General features: G+C 65.7%; 13 protein-coding genes. 3 read left to right on the forward strand and 10 right to left on the reverse strand.

What is annotated here, in order from left to right; genetic code table 11:
- Positions 1-46: 46 nt before the first annotated feature.
- The 6 genes from ACQ5SA_RS05560 to ACQ5SA_RS05585 form a co-directional block, all read right to left on the reverse strand.
- Complete coding sequence (locus ACQ5SA_RS05560; protein ID WP_353101455.1) at positions 47-721, reverse strand: rhomboid family intramembrane serine protease; 675 nt, start codon at positions 719-721, stop codon at positions 47-49.
- A 93-nt stretch (positions 722-814) separates the two neighbouring features.
- A complete protein-coding gene (locus tag ACQ5SA_RS05565) occupies positions 815-1,243 on the reverse strand; it encodes an MGMT family protein (RefSeq protein WP_499313148.1) in 429 nt (142 codons plus the stop codon).
- Positions 1,150-2,070 carry a DMT family transporter gene (locus tag ACQ5SA_RS05570; protein WP_165377749.1) on the reverse strand — a complete coding sequence of 307 codons (921 nt, stop codon included), beginning with the start codon at positions 2,068-2,070 and terminating at the stop codon, positions 1,150-1,152. Before ACQ5SA_RS05570 ends, ACQ5SA_RS05565 begins: the two co-directional genes overlap by 94 nt.
- A gap of 418 nt (positions 2,071-2,488) precedes the next feature.
- A complete protein-coding gene (gene gorA, locus ACQ5SA_RS05575; RefSeq protein ID WP_499313155.1) occupies positions 2,489-3,847 on the reverse strand; it encodes a glutathione-disulfide reductase in 1,359 nt (452 codons plus the stop codon).
- A 202-nt stretch (positions 3,848-4,049) separates the two neighbouring features.
- Positions 4,050-5,294, reverse strand: a complete 1,245-nt coding sequence (locus ACQ5SA_RS05580) for a DUF418 domain-containing protein (protein ID WP_499313160.1) — start codon at positions 5,292-5,294, stop codon at positions 4,050-4,052.
- A 99-nt stretch (positions 5,295-5,393) separates the two neighbouring features.
- Positions 5,394-5,876: an FKBP-type peptidyl-prolyl cis-trans isomerase gene (locus ACQ5SA_RS05585; RefSeq protein WP_230109690.1), complete on the reverse strand. Its 483-nt coding sequence runs from the start codon at positions 5,874-5,876 to the stop codon at positions 5,394-5,396.
- Between the two features lie 111 nt (positions 5,877-5,987).
- On the opposite strand from ACQ5SA_RS05585, the gene ACQ5SA_RS05590 reads away from it, so the two are divergent.
- From ACQ5SA_RS05590 to ACQ5SA_RS05600, 3 genes are all read left to right on the forward strand, one after another.
- Positions 5,988-6,527 carry a C40 family peptidase gene (locus ACQ5SA_RS05590; protein WP_099819008.1) on the forward strand — a complete coding sequence of 180 codons (540 nt, stop codon included), beginning with the start codon at positions 5,988-5,990 and terminating at the stop codon, positions 6,525-6,527.
- A 132-nt stretch (positions 6,528-6,659) separates the two neighbouring features.
- The gene (locus tag ACQ5SA_RS05595) at positions 6,660-7,436 is read left to right on the forward strand and encodes a C40 family peptidase (protein ID WP_230109689.1); all 777 of its coding nucleotides are present in this window, start codon (positions 6,660-6,662) and stop codon (positions 7,434-7,436) included.
- Between the two features lie 231 nt (positions 7,437-7,667).
- Entirely contained in the window at positions 7,668-9,020 is a 1,353-nt protein-coding gene (locus tag ACQ5SA_RS05600; RefSeq protein ID WP_353100864.1) for a sigma-54 interaction domain-containing protein, read from the forward strand.
- A 44-nt stretch (positions 9,021-9,064) separates the two neighbouring features.
- Here the strand turns inward: ACQ5SA_RS05600 and ACQ5SA_RS05605 are convergent, their stop codons facing one another.
- The 4 genes from ACQ5SA_RS05605 to ACQ5SA_RS05620 all read right to left on the reverse strand — a co-directional run bounded on the left by ACQ5SA_RS05605 (position 9,065) and on the right by ACQ5SA_RS05620 (position 13,381).
- The gene (locus ACQ5SA_RS05605) at positions 9,065-10,354 is read right to left on the reverse strand and encodes a transporter (RefSeq protein ID WP_230109687.1); all 1,290 of its coding nucleotides are present in this window, start codon (positions 10,352-10,354) and stop codon (positions 9,065-9,067) included.
- Between the two features lie 45 nt (positions 10,355-10,399).
- Positions 10,400-11,152: a hypothetical protein gene (locus tag ACQ5SA_RS05610; RefSeq protein ID WP_499313168.1), complete on the reverse strand. Its 753-nt coding sequence runs from the start codon at positions 11,150-11,152 to the stop codon at positions 10,400-10,402.
- A 13-nt stretch (positions 11,153-11,165) separates the two neighbouring features.
- Positions 11,166-11,870 carry a C39 family peptidase gene (locus tag ACQ5SA_RS05615; RefSeq protein WP_230109683.1) on the reverse strand — a complete coding sequence of 235 codons (705 nt, stop codon included), beginning with the start codon at positions 11,868-11,870 and terminating at the stop codon, positions 11,166-11,168.
- 140 nt (positions 11,871-12,010) lie between these two features.
- The gene (locus tag ACQ5SA_RS05620) at positions 12,011-13,381 is read right to left on the reverse strand and encodes a FapB/FapC family functional amyloid domain-containing protein (RefSeq protein WP_499313174.1); all 1,371 of its coding nucleotides are present in this window, start codon (positions 13,379-13,381) and stop codon (positions 12,011-12,013) included.
- Positions 13,382-13,415: the final 34 nt, after the last annotated feature.

A 13,415-nucleotide genomic window follows, 5' to 3' on the forward strand; every position in this document is an offset into this window, starting at 1 on the left:
CAACCAAGGTTGGCACCTACCCGCGTGAAACGAGGCGCGTAGCGCCTCACTTCACGCTGCGCAGATGGTTCGGGCGCTTCGGCGGGCCGGGGGGGCGACGCTTGTTGAACGGCGATTGGCCGCGCCAGTAGCGGATCAGCAGCCAGCCGAACAGCATGCCGCCCAGGTGCGCGAAATGGGCCACGCCCGGCTGCCAGCCGGTCATGCCCAGCACCAGCTCGCCCACGCCGAACAGGATCACGAACGTACGCGCCTTCATCGGAATCGGCGGGAACAGCAGCATCACCCGCTGGTTGGGGAACAGCATGCCGTAAGCCAGCAGCAGGCCGAACACACCACCGGAAGCGCCCAGCACCGTGGCCGGATTGTCGAGCATCGTGCCGACCAGCAACTGGCACAGGCCGGCGCCGACCACGCACACCAGGTAATAGATCAGGAAGCGCTTCTCGCCCCAGGTCTGCTCCAGCGGCGCACCGAACATGAAAACGGCCAGCATGTTGAAGAACAGATGGAAGAAGCTGCCATGCAGGAAGCCGTAGGTCAGCAGCTGCCAGGGCTGGAAGTTGCCGCCCGGCGAGAACGCATCGAAGCCCTGCTGCAGCGGCTGCAGCATGAACGGCTCGAAGGTCTGCATGCCGAGCAGGAACGGCTGCTGCAGCAGGAACAGGATCGCGTTGGCGATCAACAGGGCCTTGGTGACGGTTGGCAGTCGCGGGAACATGGGGACACCGGCATGGAACGGTCTCCATCATAGCCGCAGCATCGGCCCTTTTTGACCAGAGCGGACGCTCGCCCGTTCAGTCGCAGGCAGCGATCAGCCCGGACCCCATACGGCCGCATCCAGCGCCGCCGCCGGGTCGGCCGCGGGCATCCGCACCCGACCGTTTTCCACGACGACACCCTCGGCACGCAACCGCTGCGACTGCTCGCGCCAGCCGGTCGAACCTTCGGCCATGGCGATGCGCCCATCCGAGCGCAGCACGCGGTGCCAGGGCAGCGACGGATCCTCGTTCTGGCCGAGAATGCGCGCGGTCAGCCGGGCGCGTCCGGGCAGGCCCGCGCGCATCGCGACCTGGCCGTAGCCCATCACCTGTCCCGGCGGAATCGCATGTATCACCGCCAGGATGCGCGCACGCGCCTGCTCCGGCGTCAGCGGCGCAGCCGCGTCACCAGCAGTACGCCGAGCAGGACCAGCACGGTGCCGGCGATCTGCGCCGGCCCCATCGGTTCGTCGAGCAGCCATAGGCTCATCACGATGGTGGAAACCGGGCCCAGCATACCCACCTGCGCGGCCAGCGACGAGCCGACGCGCTGCACCGCCAGCATGATGGCCAGCACTGGCAGCACGGTGCAGACCGTCGCATTGATCAGCGACAGCCACTGCACTGCAGCGGGTGCCTGCCACAGCAACGGCAGTGGATGGGTGATGGTGAAATGCAGCAGCACCAGCACGCTGGCCACGCAGCTGGCGTAGGCGGTCAGACGCACCGCGCCGATACGGGCGACCACCTGGCCGCTGCCGAACAGATAGAGCGCGTAGCTGAGCGCGCTGCCCAGCACCAGCAGGCTGCCGAGAATGATCTGCCCACCTTCGCGCTGCAGGTCATGGCCGAACGCGATCAGCACGCCGAGATAGCTGAGCACCAGCGCACCGATCTGCCATCGACCCGGCCGCTGCCGCGCCAGCAGCACGTTGATGAGCAGCACCAGGGTCGGGTTCAAGTACAGGATCAACCGTTCCAGGGTCACGCTGATGTACTGCAGGCCCTGGAAATCCAGCAGGCTGGACAGGTAGTAACCAGTGAAGCCGAGCCACAGCACGCGTGCGCGGTCAGCCCAGGACAATCGCTCCGCACGGCGCGACGCCCACACCGCCATCAGCGCGAACAGGGGCAGCGCCATCAGCATGCGCAGCGCCAGCAGCGTGGTGGCATCCACGCCATGGCGCAGCCCCAGCTTGACGATGATCGCCTTGCCCGAAGCGGCAATGGCGCCGATCGCAGCCAGGCCGATGCCGCCCAGAGCAATACGCGGGGACGTGGTGGCGATGCGGGGGGAAGAGGTAGACATCAGGAAGAAGACGGGCCGCACGGGCGACTGGAAGGAGCCGGATAGCTTCCAATTGTCTCATGGCACCTCCGGGCGAACGATCCGATTTCCGTTCATGCCCACTGCAATTCCTGATCCACGCATGGCGTGGATCCATGTGTCGACCAAGGTCGACACCTACCAACAGCAACACAGAACGCCGGTCCGACAGATCGCAGCAATCTGTCGAAGGCGGGATGGGTCCGGTTGCGGGGGTGTCCGCGGCATGGATGCCGCGGCCAAGCCCCCAAGGACGGGTTTACGGCGTCCCCGCAACCGGACCCACCCCGCCATCCCACAGGAAGCACGCTGTTGTTGTTGCTGTTGCTTCGGTTGCTGTTGCTTCGGCTGTTGCTGTTGAGGTTGCCGGCCAGCGGCCGGCACTACCGTGAGTGTCGGCTCAGCGCATCAACACCACTTCTTCAGCAGACGTCGGGTGAATTGCCACCGTGTCGTCGAACTGGGCCTTGGTCGCGCCCATCTTCACCGCCACCGCGAAACCTTGCAGGATCTCGTCGGCCGCTTCGCCGAGCAGGTGTATGCCGACCACACGCTCCTCCGGGCCGGCACAGACCATCTTGAACAGGCTGCGCTGGGTGCCGTTGGCCAGCGCCTGCAGCATCGGCCGGAAACGGCTGTGGTACACCGTCACCTGGTCGAAGCGCGCACGTGCATCTTCCTCGCTCATGCCCACTGCGCCGAGCGGCGGGTGCGAGAACACCACGCTGGCCACGTTGTCGTAATCCATCTTCGCGTCCGGGCGGCCACCAAACAGGCGATCCATCAGACGGCGCGATGCAGCCACGGCAACCGGCGTCAGCCCGACCTTGCCGGCGATGTCACCGACCGCATGCACGCTCGGCACGGCCGTGGTCTGCCACTCGTCCACCTCTACCTGCTGGTGTTCGCCGATGCCTATACCGAGCGCCTCCAGGCCGAGATCCTTGCTGTTGCCGCGCCGGCCGGTAGCGAAGAAGACGGCGTCGAACACGCTGTCGATCGGGCCGTCGTGACCGAAGGCACGCACGCGTTCGCCGTCGCGCGTCAACTCGCGCAGACGATAATCGAAGTGGATGCGGACACCCTGCTGGCGCAGGTTCTCGGCCAGCTGCGCGGTCAGCTCGTAGTCGAAGCGCTCCAGCAGGCGACTGCCACGCACCAGCAGGCTCACCCTGCTGCCCAGCGCCTGCAACAGCCCGGCAAGTTCCACCGCGATGTAGCCGCCGCCGATGATGGCGACGTCGGCCGGTGCTGCACGCAGGTCGAAGAAATCGTCGGACACCAGGCCCAGTTCGGCGCCGGGAATGTCGGGCCGCTGCGGATGCGCCCCGGTGGCGATGAGGATCTGCGCAGCGCTGTACTGCACGCCATCACTGCACGCCACCGTGTGCGCATCCAGCAGATGGCCACGGGCAGGAATGCGCACCACGCCGGTTTCATCCAGGCGCTTGTGATAACTGGTGTGGATGTTGCTGATGTAGGACTGGCGATGGATCACCAGCTCCTTCCACGACAGCGCCGGACGCGCCTCCACGTCGAAGCCCATCGCGCTGGCCAGGCCGATGCGCTCGGCCAGGTCGGCCGCCAACCACATCGCCTTCTTCGGCACGCACCCTACATTCACGCAGGTACCGCCCAGTTCACCTGGCTCCAGCAGGGCAACACGCTTGCCATGCTGCGCGGCGCGGATGGCGCCGGCCAGGCCAGCGGAACCGCCGCCAAGGACGATCAGATCGTAGTCATAAGAGGGAGTGTTCATCGGAATCGCTCGGGTCGACAGGGAACAGGATCGATGGCGGGCGCGCGCCCGCAGAAAAGATCGACGGGCAGCTGGCTGACGCAGGCGCTCATGCTGCTGCGAGCATGCCATGACCCGCTGCAGGGCAGACGTGAGGGTGTGCAATGGCGTGCTTGACGATGCACGCAGCCATGCAGATCGCCAGGCGCGCGCCCTGCATCGATCACCGCTGCCCAGCCCCACGGCGCATCGCTGGCCATTGCTGGTACGTCATCGCACGCCACAGCCATTCCATCGGACCGAAGCGGAAACGACGCAGCCACAGATGGCTGAGGCTTACCTGTGCAGCGAACAGCAGCAAGGCGAACAGCAGCTGCCAGGCACGCGGTACTGCATCGAACCACCCCAGCCCGTAGTGATAGAACAGCAACGTACAGACCACCGATTGACCAAGGTAATGGGTCAGCGCCATCCGGCCGACTGGCGCCAGCCAGCCCATGCGCGCACGCCAGTGCACGATCCAGGCCAGGTAGCCCAGGCACATCGGCACGCCGCCCACGGCCACCAGCGCCATTGCCGAGGTGGTCGGCAGGTCATAGACACCCGGGGCCAGATAGGGCTTCCACAACACACCCGCCAGGGTGACCAGCAGGCCCAGAGGCAACGCGACCCAGCGCAGGCCGGCATACAACCGGGGGAAACGTTCCGGCGCGGTCAATGCGCCGCTGCCAGCGAACCAGGCACCCAGCAGGAACATGCCCAGCACTTCGGGTCCGGAAATGAACATGCCACCCAGCGACGCGCCGAACTCATGCAGGCGCTGCACGTTGGCCTGCATCCAATCGCCCTGGCCGTACACCAGACGTTGCTGGTCGATGCCCTGCTGCGCATCGACCAGCATCTTCTGCAGGTCCTGCGGGGTAGCCATCGACACCATCGCGCCGACCAGCAGCATCAGCGCGACACCCAGTGCATACACCAGCAGACCCATCCACGGCAGCCAGCTGCGCGGTGCTTCGCGGCAGGCCAGCAACGGCAGCGAGGCCAGTGCATACAGCACCAGGATGTCGCCCGACCAGACCAGCAGCGCGTGGCACAGGCCGATCAGCAGCAGCCCGGCGCTGCGACGCAGATAGAACGGCGTGAACGGGCGACCCGCCGTTTCAGCACGCTGGGCCATCACCGCAAAGCCCGCACCGAACAACAGCGAGAACAGGGTGAAGAATTTCCCCTGCACGAACACATAGACGAAGGCATCGGCCCAGTAGTCGATGCCCTGCCAATGCACGTCGATGCCGGTGAAGGCCAGGTCCAGCGGCCCGCTGAGGGCCTCGATGTTCATCAGCAGGATGCCCAGCAGGGCAAACCCACGCAGTATGTCCAGGAGGGCGATGCGTTCGCCGGAAGCCACCGGTTGCAGGGAAGGGGAAGCGGTGTTCACGGGGCATCCGGCGTGCAGGTCCGTCATTATGCCGCCGGCCTGCAGGCCATGGATGGCCTCATCTTGTTCCACATACGCAACGGCCCGCCGAAGCGGGCCGTTGCTGCCATCACGATCGCAAGGCGATCAGTGCTGGTGACCGCCGTCGCCGTGGACGTGGCCGTGTTCGAGCTCTTCCTTGCCGGCTTCGCGCACGTCGACGATCTCGACGTCGAAATGCAGGTCCTTGCCGGCCATCGGGTGGTTCAGGTCGACGTCGACCACGCTCATGCCGACCTTCTGCACGGTCACGGCGCGCGGGCCGAAGTTGGTCTGCAGCACGACCTGCTGGCCCGGGACCAGCTTGGCGGTACCGAAGTGCTTCTTCGGCACGCGCTGGGACAGGCCATCACGGCGCTCGCCGTAGGCATCGGCCGCCTTGACGTCGACGTCGAAGGTTGCGCCGGCTTCCTTGTCCATCATGGCGTTTTCCAGGCCCGGGATGATGTTGCCGTGGCCGATCAGGATCGCCAGCGGCTCGCCGCGGTCCTTGGACGATTCGATCGGCGCCTGGCCGGCCTCGGAGACGGTGTAGTGGAAGCGGACAACGCGGTCTTTTTCGATCTTCATGCGCAACTCTGTCTGGATCTGCCGGAGGCAGGCGGGTTGGGGCGGGTTGTCGCCCGGCGGGGACGCCGCCATCATGACGGCCAATCCAAGGTCGCGCATTATCCGGAGAACATGCACATCACGCCAGTTTCGTCCGGCACGCGCCGGCGCCTCGCGCCCGCCCTGCTGCTTGCTCTGCCCCTGCTGCTGACCGCCTGTGGCGGCGGCAAGGCCGTCCGTTCCGCACCGCCACCGCCTGCGGCAAGCTGGCCCAGCACTACACCGGACAACCCCGAGGCCGCCAATTCGGTGCTGATGCGCGCCATCAGCCTGGTCGGCACGCCCTACCGCTACGGCGGCAACACGCCCGAATCCGGCTTCGACTGCAGTGGCCTGGTCGCCTACGTCTACCGTGAAATGCTGGATCTGAAGCTGCCGCGGACCTCACGCGACCTGGCGGCGGTACAGGGCCCGAAGATCGATCCGAAGCGCCTGGCGACCGGCGACCTGGTCTTTTTTGGCAGCCGCGGCAATGTCAGTCACGTGGGTATTTACGTGGGCGAAGGTCGATTCGTGCACGCCCCGAGCACCGGCGGAACGGTGCGCCTGGATTCGCTCAGCGGACCCTACTGGAAGGACCACTACACAGGGGCGAAACGCGTCCTTCGCTAAAATGAACAGGCGATATGTTCAAAATTGTGACGGACATCACTGTGCAACTAACGATTTACTAACGGAATTTTTAACTTATTACCGCTTTTACAGGGCATGATGCCCCATCGTTTTTTTCCTTGTGACCGACGCGTGACGACAAACGACCCGACGTGCCAAGGCCAGACCGCCGCTTCTTCGCGTAGTGTCCGCCCGCTTCTGCTGGGCTTGGCATTGTGTCTGACCAGCCTTCCCGCCTGGTCGCAGTCCGCTCCCACCCGTACCGATGCGACCCCGGCTGCCACCGCCGAGACCGCTCCCCGCGCAGCCGCCAAGGCCGACGCCACCGCTCCGCAGCGCAGCCGCGCCGATGCCGCCGCCAGTGCCACTCTGGCCGCCCTGCTGCCGCACCTGGCCGCCAATGACACCATTCCCCTGATGGACCGCTCGGCCATGGTGGCCGGTGACCTCAGCCGCCTTCTCGCTAATTACGACACCAGCAGCGCCCCCAATGGCAGCGTCGTGGTCGGTACCGCTGCCGACAACGGCAAGGTGCAGTCGCTGCTGCGCCGGGCCATGACCCTGCTTGGCACCCCCTACCGTTGGGGTGGCAGCAATCCGGACAGCGGTTTCGACTGCAGCGGCCTGGTCGGTTATGTGTTCCGCTCGGCCCTGGGCATCGAGCTGCCGCGCGTCTCGCGTGAAATGGCGCATGACGCCAATGCCGAACTGATCAACGACCGCGCCGCCCTGGCTGCAGGCGATCTGGTGTTCTTCGGCCGCAAGGGCCGGGTCGACCACGTCGGCATCTATGTGGGCGATGGTCGCTTCCTGCATGCCCCGAGCACCGGCAAGGACGTCCGCGTCGACACCCTGCTCAGCGGCTACTGGGGCAACAAGTTCATGCAGGCCCGCCGGGTCGACCTCTGATTCGAGGCCGTCCGCACGTGACCTGACAAGCCGCTGCCCTGCAGCGGCTTTTTTGTTGGTTCATTGGGCCGGAGATGGCCGCTGCTCGACGCATGCTGCGTTGGTCATTGATGTCACGGTCCGGTTGGGCCGCAACCGGCCACCCACGCGTGGCCGCAGCATCCCGGCGTGGGGCGGCACACCGATGATGACCTGTCAGCCGCCCGCGTTGCCCGGATGCTGGGGGAAGGCATGGCGGCAAGCCTGGAGATTCCATCGCGCTGCGTGATCTGGTTCGGCCAGCCACCGGCCGCCGAGCGCGGCGCGCTGGCGGCCGCCGGATGGCAACTGCGCTGTGTCAGCCCTGCGCCTGCCATGGCCATTGGCCTGCGCGGCCGCGATCATCTGGTCGCCGTCGTCGATCTTCGCCATCTGGATGCAGAGGCGGCGCAGTTGTTGCTGCCGTGGGTCGAGCAGCACCATCACCTGCCGTGGTTGGCCGTGCTGCCCGCCGGGCTGGGCAGCCCTCCTCCCGTCTGGGGCGCGTTGCTGCGGGCCTGCCAGGATCAGTTCTCGCTGCCGCTGGAGCTTCCCGACCTGCTGTCGGCGATGCAGCGCCAGTGCGACGGCGATGACATGGCACTCGCCGCGACCCACAACGGTGGCGGTCTTCCTGCACTGATCGGCAACAGCGCCCCCCTGCTGGCCGTCCGCACTGCCCTGCACAAATTCGCCCCGGTCGAGCTGCCGGTGCTGGTAACGGGAGAAACCGGCACCGGCAAGGAGCTGGCCGCGCAGGCGCTGCATGCGCTGTCCGGGCGCGCAGGAAAACCCTTCCTGGCGGTGAACTGCGGCGCCATTCCCGCCAACCTGGTGCAGTCCGAACTGTTCGGCCACGAGCGTGGCGCTTTCACCGGCGCTTCCCAACGTCGCATCGGCCTGTTCGAAGCGGCCCATGGCGGCACCGTATTCCTCGACGAAGTCGGCGACCTGCCTGCGGATGCGCAGACCAGTCTGCTGCGGGTGCTGCAGGAGGGCACTCTGGAACGGGTGGGCAGCAACCAGCCACTGCGGGTGGATGTGCGCGTGCTGGCAGCCACCCATGTCGAACTGGAACAGGCGGTCGCCCACGGGCGTTTCCGGCGCGATCTCTACTACCGCCTCAATGTGCTGCGCCTGCCGATGCCATCGCTGCGCGAGCGCGGCGCCGATGTCCTGTTGCTGGCCGAGCACTTCCTGCGCGCATTCCGCCAACGTCATGCCGGCCGTGCACGTGGCTTCGATCCTGGCGCGCACCAGGCGATGCGCGGATTCGACTGGCCGGGCAACGTGCGCGAACTGTTGAACCGCGTACAGCGGGCGGCAATCGTGGCGGAGGGAGAATTGATCAGCGCAGCGGACCTGGATCTGGCCCAACCCGATGCACCCGCACGGCGCGCGCTGCTGCAGGATGCACGTGGCCAGGTGGAGCGCGATGTGCTGCTGCAGGCCCTGCGCCAGCATGGCTACAACGTGTCGGCGTGCGCGCGACACATGCAGATCTCGCGGGTGACGGTCTATCGATTGTGCCGCAAACATCATCTTGAGCTGCCGGCGCAACGCTGACCGCTGACGGCCTGGAGCAGCCGGGCATGGCCCGGCTGTCCCGCCTACAACATGTACGGCACCTTGAACGCCAACGTGAAGTCCGGCGCATCCGGGGTCAGGCCGATGCCCAGCAGGGTCACCAGCGTGGTGTGCTGGTTCAACGCATAGGTCACGCCGAGGTTGAGCGAGGCCGCATTGGCGTCACTGCCGATTACCTTCACCCATTCACCACTTTTGAAACGGGTCGAGGCGCGCGTGCTGATCTTGTCGCTGAAGGAAATGCTCAGGCTGGTGCGCTCGTTGAACGCGAAGGCCACACCGGCACCGAAGTACACCGAGCCACCCAGCTTCACATCGCCGGGGTTGACCGTATCCGGGTTGCTGTCGATATCGCTGAAGCCGCGCGGGAACGAATGGATGTAGCCCGCGTTCGCGAACAGGATTGCCGGATCGGCGGTCTTCACCATCGATACACCCAGGTTGGCCTGCCACACCCCGTTGCCGGTCGGCTGTTCCTGCGGCACCGCGAAGCGGATGTAGTCATCGTCATCGCGCTCGATCACTTTCCAGTCCAGTCCATAGGGTGCTCGCCCCGTAGGAGCAGTCACGCCACCGGTCAGTACCGTCTCCGGGCGCCAGCCGCGTTCGGCGAACAGCCGGTAATTGGCACTCAGGCTGACATCGCCGATGCCGCTGCCATTGGTTTCTTCCTGCGCGATCGCCGCCGCCGCACCACCAGCACCGCCCTTCTGGTAGACCGTGCGTCGGGCCAGATACGGCACGTCCATGTTCAAGGTGAGATTGGGACTGACGCCCCAGCGCGCGGCCAGGTTGTAGGTCAACGAATCGGATTCGACGTTCTCGATCGCGATGTTGCCGAGGAAGATCGCATCCAGCGCAAGGAAGCCGTTGAGCGTGAGCTGCTTGCGGTCGTAGCGCGCATAGGTGAGGCCGTTCTCGATGGTGAACCGGCGCGAGAACAATGCCGCCTGCTGCTGCTTGACGTCGTCCACGCTGCGCCGCGCCTCCTGTTTGGCCTGCTGTGCCTCGACCGCGCTGCTGGCATAGCCTTCGCTGCTGGGCGGAATGGCGGATGCCGCAGCGGGCGCCAACGGCGCAGCGGGCGTCGTACCAGGGCCTGCGCGACCACTCAGCCGCGCCTGCATTGCCTGCACCTGCATGTCCAGTTCGCGCAGGCGGCGTACCTCCTGTGCGTAATTGGCCTTGAGCTGTTCCAGTTGCGCGATCAATGCCTGCATGTCGGCGCCTTCACTGGGCGCAGGCTGCTGTGCGAAGGCAGTGGCCGCCAGCGCCGCCAGCGCCAGCGGAGTAAGCCGGAAGAGAGTGTGCATGTCGGTGACCTGCGTTGTACGTCGATTCCCCCTGACCGGGCCGTGTTACTGGCCCGGGCCCATGCCGCGGTTCATCCCGATCGCCTGGGCCACGTTCTGGCTCAAGGGCAGGTTGTTGGCCGCGGTGTTGCGTACCAGCTCCAGCTGCAGCCGGTTGCTGGCCGTCTGTCCATCGCCGGCCAGGGCAATGCCCTGCCCCACGCTGCCATTGCGGATCCACTGCTGTACCAGGCTCTGCCCGTCGACCTGCAGCAGCAGGCGCGCCTGGTTGCCATCGAGTACGGCCGTGGCGGTAGTGCCGCCCTGTTGTGCCTGCGCCATGCGGCTGCCGTCGTCGGTCATTGCTGTCGGCACCGCACCATCACGCACGGTCAACGTGGTCACGTTGCGTGCGGTGTTGCCATCGCCGGCCACCTGCACGCTCTGCACCAGTCCGCTGGCATTGGCCAGGCCTGCACTGTCGATGCTGCGCCCTGCCGTTGCCGGCAGCGGTGCATCAGCGGCAGTGACGTGGACGCTGGGCTGGAAGCTCAGCTTCGGTGTCCCGCCATTGCGGAAATCCATGCCCAGGGTCAGCGCGCCCTGCACCACCGCACCGTTGGGTCCCTGCCACTGCGAAATCATCGTCACCCCGAACCAGGCCACGTTGTTGCCACCGAAGGTGTAGCGGCCACGCATCAGGTTCAGTTCGGGATCGGGTATTTCCTTCAGGCCACGCCCCGGTGCACCGTCTGCCGCCATCAACGGCGACACCGACAGCATCAGCAACAGGGCGAGTACTACACGTTGGCATTGCATGATCGTGCCTCCTTCAGAACAGGTCGGCGTGGCTGAAGCCGAAGTCGACCAGTTCGGCATCGGTGATCGGTCCCTGCCGCGCATACAACGCGCGGGCACTGGGCCGTTCGCTGGGCTGCAGCAGCGCCGTATTGCGATCGAAGTCGCTGCCGATCACGACAAAAACGGCGCGTGACGGCCAGGCGGCGCTGAACTCGGCCAGTGACAGGCTGCGGTTGCCCAGAATCGGATCGGCCACTTCCACCACGCCGTCGCGCACCTGCTTGAGCACCACGAAATGCCGGAAGCCGCGTACATCCATCAACACCAGTCCAGGAACCCGCAACGTGCGCAGGCGCGATTCATCGATGCGATAGCCGCGTCCACGCATGCCCAGCGATTCGACATAGCGTTTGATGTCCAACAGCGAGAAACCGCGTTCCTTGACCAGCTGTGGATCGGATACCCCCATCATTCCCTCGATCACCGTCGCCTCGGTGGTGTCCAGGTGGTAGGCATAACGCAGGATGGTGGCCAGAGCAGCCGCTCCGCAGCTGTAGTCGGTGTGCTGCCGCACCAGGTTGCGGTAACGCCGCTCCTGCATGCTTTCCACCTTCTGCTGCAACAGTGCGCCATTGGGCAGCACCCCGCTGAACACCACCTCGCCCGCCCAGCCACATGCGCTGGTCAACAGCAGCAGGCAGGGCAGCAAACGCAACCACCAGCGATGACCGGCCATGCGGTTCTCCAGGAGAAGGAGGGAGCCCCTGCCCCAAGGGGGAGGAGGGACAGGGGCTCCCGGGGGAACCCGGCCATTGGCGGATGGCCGGGCTTGTTGCGCTCAACGCAGGTTCACTGCGAAAGCGGTCACACCGTGGATCATTCGCCGCCGCCGGTCCCACCGCCGGTGCTCGGCTGTGCCACGGCCAATGCCAGGCTGTTGGCCTGCAGGTTGCCGGTACCCGATGCCACGTTCACGCCGATGTTGCCGGAAGCGCCGGAGAACGCGCTGCCGGACAGTGCCGAGGTGTTGGTCGCATTGACGTTCACCCAGCGGGTGGTGCTGACCGTGCCGCTGAGGCTGGCATACAGGTCGGCCACGCCCAGCTCGACGAACTGGCTGGTGCCGCTTTCACGCGTATCGAAGCCCAGGCCACCCACTCCCGGCCGGTTCGGGTTCATCGTTGCGTTCTGGATCTCGTTGTCCAGATCGATGTGCCCGGTCGCATTGCCACCCGGATGCGGCAGATCGCCACTCCACGTATCGAGGTAGTAGTTGGCCATCTGGTAGGCATTACCGGTGCCGCGATAGGTACCGGCACCCACGGCCAGGGTGCCGCCAGCGACGCGACCGCTCAGGCCGACCTGCACCGTGTCGGTGTAGGACTGCACGAAGCCGGCGTTGGACACGGTGTTGCCGGTGGACACCTGGTTGGAGCTGATGCTCGACTGCGCCATCGCACTGGTGGCTACCGATGCAGCAAGTGCGTTCTTCTGCTCGTTGTTGTTGCCCGAGGCGATGTTCACACCGATGTTGCCCGATGCACCGCCGAAGGCATTGCCACCGAGGCCAGCGGCGTTGGTGACGCCGGAGTTCATGGTGGTGTTGCCGAAGCCGGCCTGGTTGACGAACACCTCAGCGTCGGCCATGCCGAAGCTGAAGGAGGCATCCGCCGCCGACAGCGACGCAGCGTTGTCCTGCGCGTTGTTGTCGCCAGCCACCACGTTGAAGCCGAGGTTGCCGGAGGCACCGGCGCCGACATCATCGGCGATCGAAGCGCTGTTGGTGACCAGGCTGTTGCCGGTGAGGTTGTTGCTGATCGACTGGCGGTTGTCGATCACGGCGATGGCTGCCGAATCCAGATCGATGTCACCGGTGATGGTCGGATCGCCGGAGAAGTTGATGTCCGAACTCAGCCGCAGGTCCTTCTCCAGGTTCACGTCGACGCCGTGGTTGTTCTTTTCCTTGCGCTCGTCGGCCTGGATGTTGCTTTGCTCGTTGACGTTGACCGTGCGGTTGCGGGTCACGTTGGAGTTATCGGTGTTGTTGCGTACCGTGGTGGTGTTGCGGGTCCAGTTGCGGACTTCGTTGTCGGTGTGGTTGTGCGTGTCGTTGCGGGTTTCGGTCACGACGTGGTTGTGGTTGATGTTCGCATTGGCGTTCTGGTTGTCCCAGCCATTGGCCGCAGCAGCGGTCGAGGCAGTGGCAATTGCCATGGCGAGTACGGTCTTTTTGACAGTCGCTTTCATGGTGCCCTCTCTCTCATCAGGTGATTGGTTCGGG

Source organism: Stenotrophomonas indicatrix (genome assembly GCF_050573115.1).
Lineage (GTDB): Bacteria > Pseudomonadota > Gammaproteobacteria > Xanthomonadales > Xanthomonadaceae > Stenotrophomonas > Stenotrophomonas lactitubi_A.

Bases quoted from the DNA above. Each gene is read 5' to 3' on its own strand.
- ACQ5SA_RS05560 (WP_353101455.1), bottom strand. From the start codon at position 721: ATGTTCCCGCGACTGCCAACCGTCACCAAGGCCCTGTTGATCGCCAAC.
- ACQ5SA_RS05565 (WP_499313148.1), bottom strand. From the start codon at position 1,243: ATGGCTGCTCGACGAACCGATGGGGCCGGCGCAGATCGCCGGCACCGT.
- ACQ5SA_RS05570 (WP_165377749.1), bottom strand. From the start codon at position 2,070: ATGTCTACCTCTTCCCCCCGCATCGCCACCACGTCCCCGCGTATTGCT.
- gorA (WP_499313155.1), bottom strand. From the start codon at position 3,847: ATGAACACTCCCTCTTATGACTACGATCTGATCGTCCTTGGCGGCGGT.
- ACQ5SA_RS05580 (WP_499313160.1), bottom strand. From the start codon at position 5,294: ATGACGGACCTGCACGCCGGATGCCCCGTGAACACCGCTTCCCCTTCC.
- ACQ5SA_RS05585 (WP_230109690.1), bottom strand. From the start codon at position 5,876: ATGAAGATCGAAAAAGACCGCGTTGTCCGCTTCCACTACACCGTCTCC.
- ACQ5SA_RS05590 (WP_099819008.1), top strand. From the start codon at position 5,988: ATGCACATCACGCCAGTTTCGTCCGGCACGCGCCGGCGCCTCGCGCCC.
- ACQ5SA_RS05600 (WP_353100864.1), top strand. From the start codon at position 7,668: ATGGCGGCAAGCCTGGAGATTCCATCGCGCTGCGTGATCTGGTTCGGC.
- ACQ5SA_RS05605 (WP_230109687.1), bottom strand. From the start codon at position 10,354: ATGCACACTCTCTTCCGGCTTACTCCGCTGGCGCTGGCGGCGCTGGCG.
- ACQ5SA_RS05610 (WP_499313168.1), bottom strand. From the start codon at position 11,152: ATGCAATGCCAACGTGTAGTACTCGCCCTGTTGCTGATGCTGTCGGTG.
- ACQ5SA_RS05615 (WP_230109683.1), bottom strand. From the start codon at position 11,870: ATGGCCGGTCATCGCTGGTGGTTGCGTTTGCTGCCCTGCCTGCTGCTG.
- ACQ5SA_RS05620 (WP_499313174.1), bottom strand. From the start codon at position 13,381: ATGAAAGCGACTGTCAAAAAGACCGTACTCGCCATGGCAATTGCCACT.